This window comes from Mesorhizobium sp. M7A.F.Ca.ET.027.03.2.1 (assembly GCF_003999175.1).
Classification (GTDB): domain Bacteria; phylum Pseudomonadota; class Alphaproteobacteria; order Rhizobiales; family Rhizobiaceae; genus Mesorhizobium.
The window spans coordinates 1-2,429 of record NZ_RZOM01000946.1 but is presented as its reverse complement, the minus strand read 5'-3'; the positions used below and the strand labels follow the sequence as shown (position 1 = coordinate 2,429).

Genomic DNA, 2,429 nt, shown 5'->3' with positions numbered 1-2,429 from the left:
ATCGAGGAGGTGACGGCGCCGTCGGCGAAACTTCGTCAGGAAGAGTGCGGCGACGCGCTCGAGATCTTCGGCAGCCAGCGGCCGAACCGAGCCATGCTGAGATTCCAGCACTGACGGCGCAGCCAACTTCTCCTCGGCATTTGCAGAAAGATGCATCGTGAAGAACGTCCGTGGGTTGCCCTCCATCGGATATATATCAACCAATGGTAGAAACAACGTATCTCGGTCAGTATGATGAACAGAGGTCTCAAGACTTACTATCCGGACAGGGCTTCACAGGCAAATCAAGTCGGCCAGCATCACTGCGCTGATCGGCGGGTTGGCCGCGACCTTGCGATCGCATGCCCTGCTCCAGCCCGCTGGGCTGACCGTGCCGGACAGAGGCGGCCTCCGGCCGAAGCTGGAGGCCGCCTCAATTCAGCTCACAAGTCCCTTGGTCAGTTCCAATGCCTGGCGCTCGAACAGGCGGCGGTAGATGCCGCCTTTCAGCCGGATCAGTTCATCATGCGAGCCTTCCTCGACGATGTTGCCGCGATCGAAGACCAGCAGCCGGTCCAGCGCCCTCACCGTCGAAAGCCGGTGCGCGATGACCAGCGTCGTGCGGCCGACCATCAGCCGCTCCATCGCCTGCTGGATCAGCACCTCCGATTCCGAATCGAGGCTCGATGTCGCCTCGTCGAGGATCAGGATGCGCGCATCGGCAAGGAAGGCGCGTGCGATCGCCACGCGCTGACGCTCGCCGCCCGACAGTTTCACGCCGCGTTCGCCGACCAGCGTACCATAGCCCTTCGGCAGGTTGGTGATGAAGTCATGCGCGCTCGCCAGCTTCGCGGCATGCTCGATCTCCTCCTGCGTCGCACTCGGCCTGGCATAGGCGATGTTTTCGGCCAGCGACCGGTGGAACAGGATGGGCTCCTGCTGAACGATGGCGATCTGCCCGCGTAGCGAGGCTTGCGCCACCTGCGAGATGTCCTGGCCGTCGACCAGTATTTTCCCCGCATTCACATCATAGAGCCGCTGGATAAGCTTGACGAAGGTCGTCTTGCCCGACCCCGAATGGCCGACCAGCCCGACGCGCTCACCCGGCGCGATATCGACCGAAAAGTCGCGGTAAAGCGCCGATCGGTGATGGCCATAGTGAAAGGTGACGTTGTCAAAGCTGATCCGTCCTTCGGTGATCCGGATCGGCTTGGCACCGGGCCGGTCCTCGATGCCGAGCGGTTCGGACTGGAAATCGACCAGCTCTTCCATATCGTTGATGGAGCGCTGCAGATTGCGGATATGCGTGCCGATATCCCTGAGATAGCCCTGCAGCACGAAGAGCGAGGTCAGCACGAAGGCAACGTCGCCGGCGCTCGCCTGCCCCCACGACCACAGCATCAGCGCCAGGCCGATCACCGTGGCGCGCATGACCAGCAGCAGCACCCCTTGCGTGGTGCCGTTGATGGTGCCGCGCACCCAGGTGCGCCGTGTGCGCGCACGCCATTTGGCGACGACCTTGGCCAGTCGGCGTTCTTCGCGCTCCTCGGCGCCAAAGCCCTTGACCACGGCGTTGCAGCTGACCGCGTCGGCCAGCGAGCCGCCGAGGCGGGTATCCCAGGTGTTGGCGAGCCTTGCCGCCGGCGCGACATAGCCAAGTGACAGCAGCGCCGTCACCGTGATGAACAGCACCGAACCGGCAGCAACGACCGCCCCCATCAACGGCCAGAACCAGCCAAGCAGCAATGTCGAGCCGACCAGCATGACGATTGACGGCAGCAGCGCGATGAGGATGGTGTCGTTGAGCAGGTCGAGCGCCCACATGCCGCGCGTCACCTTGCGCACCGTCGAGCCGGCAAAGCTGTTGGCATGCCAGTCGGTGGAAAAGCGCTGGACGCGATGGAAAGCATCGGCGGCGATGTCGGCCATCATCTTCAACGTCAGCTCGACGATTCCCATGAACGCCAGGTTGCGCAAGACAACGCCGGCCAGCGCCAGCGCCATCAACATCGAGAACGCCGTCATCGCGGCATTCCAGGCAATGGCGTCAGCGCCGGCGCTGCTGGCGACGGCGTCGACCAGCCGGCCGGAGTAGAGCGGCGTCAGCACATCGGCCAGCGTCGACAGCAGGAAGCTGCCCATGATGAGCGAGAGCCGCCAGGGCTGACGCCGCCAATGAGTGAGCGTGAAGCCAAGAACGCTGCGAAAGGCGCTCGCGCGCAAATCGATCTTGAAACGAGCCATGATGTCATTCGGGCACAAACGAGCCCGATCCCAGTAGGTCGAAAATTGAAGAAGCCGCGCAAGGAGCCAATGAGTGCCCGGAAGCGGAGTGGCATATTTGGCGTATCGCCCAAATCGGGCGGCGATCGGCATCGGCATAAGCCTGTGCTCGGTCCGGCATCGGCACGAAGGGGAAACCTTCGCGGAGCGCCGGATGAGACCTAGGC

General features: G+C 63.3%; 1 protein-coding gene. It reads right to left on the bottom strand.

The annotated features are described in order from the left end of the window. Window positions 1-417: 417 nt before the first annotated feature. On the bottom strand, window positions 418-2,223 hold the full coding sequence (locus EN750_RS29395) for an ABC transporter ATP-binding protein (protein ID WP_127398846.1): 1,806 nt from the start codon (window positions 2,221-2,223) through the stop codon (window positions 418-420). Window positions 2,224-2,429: the final 206 nt, after the last annotated feature.

What these genes read in the sequence shown, in the direction of transcription:
- EN750_RS29395 (WP_127398846.1), bottom strand. Translation starts at nt 2,223, where the DNA reads ATGGCTCGTTTCAAGATCGATTTGCGCGCGAGCGCCTTTCGCAGCGTT.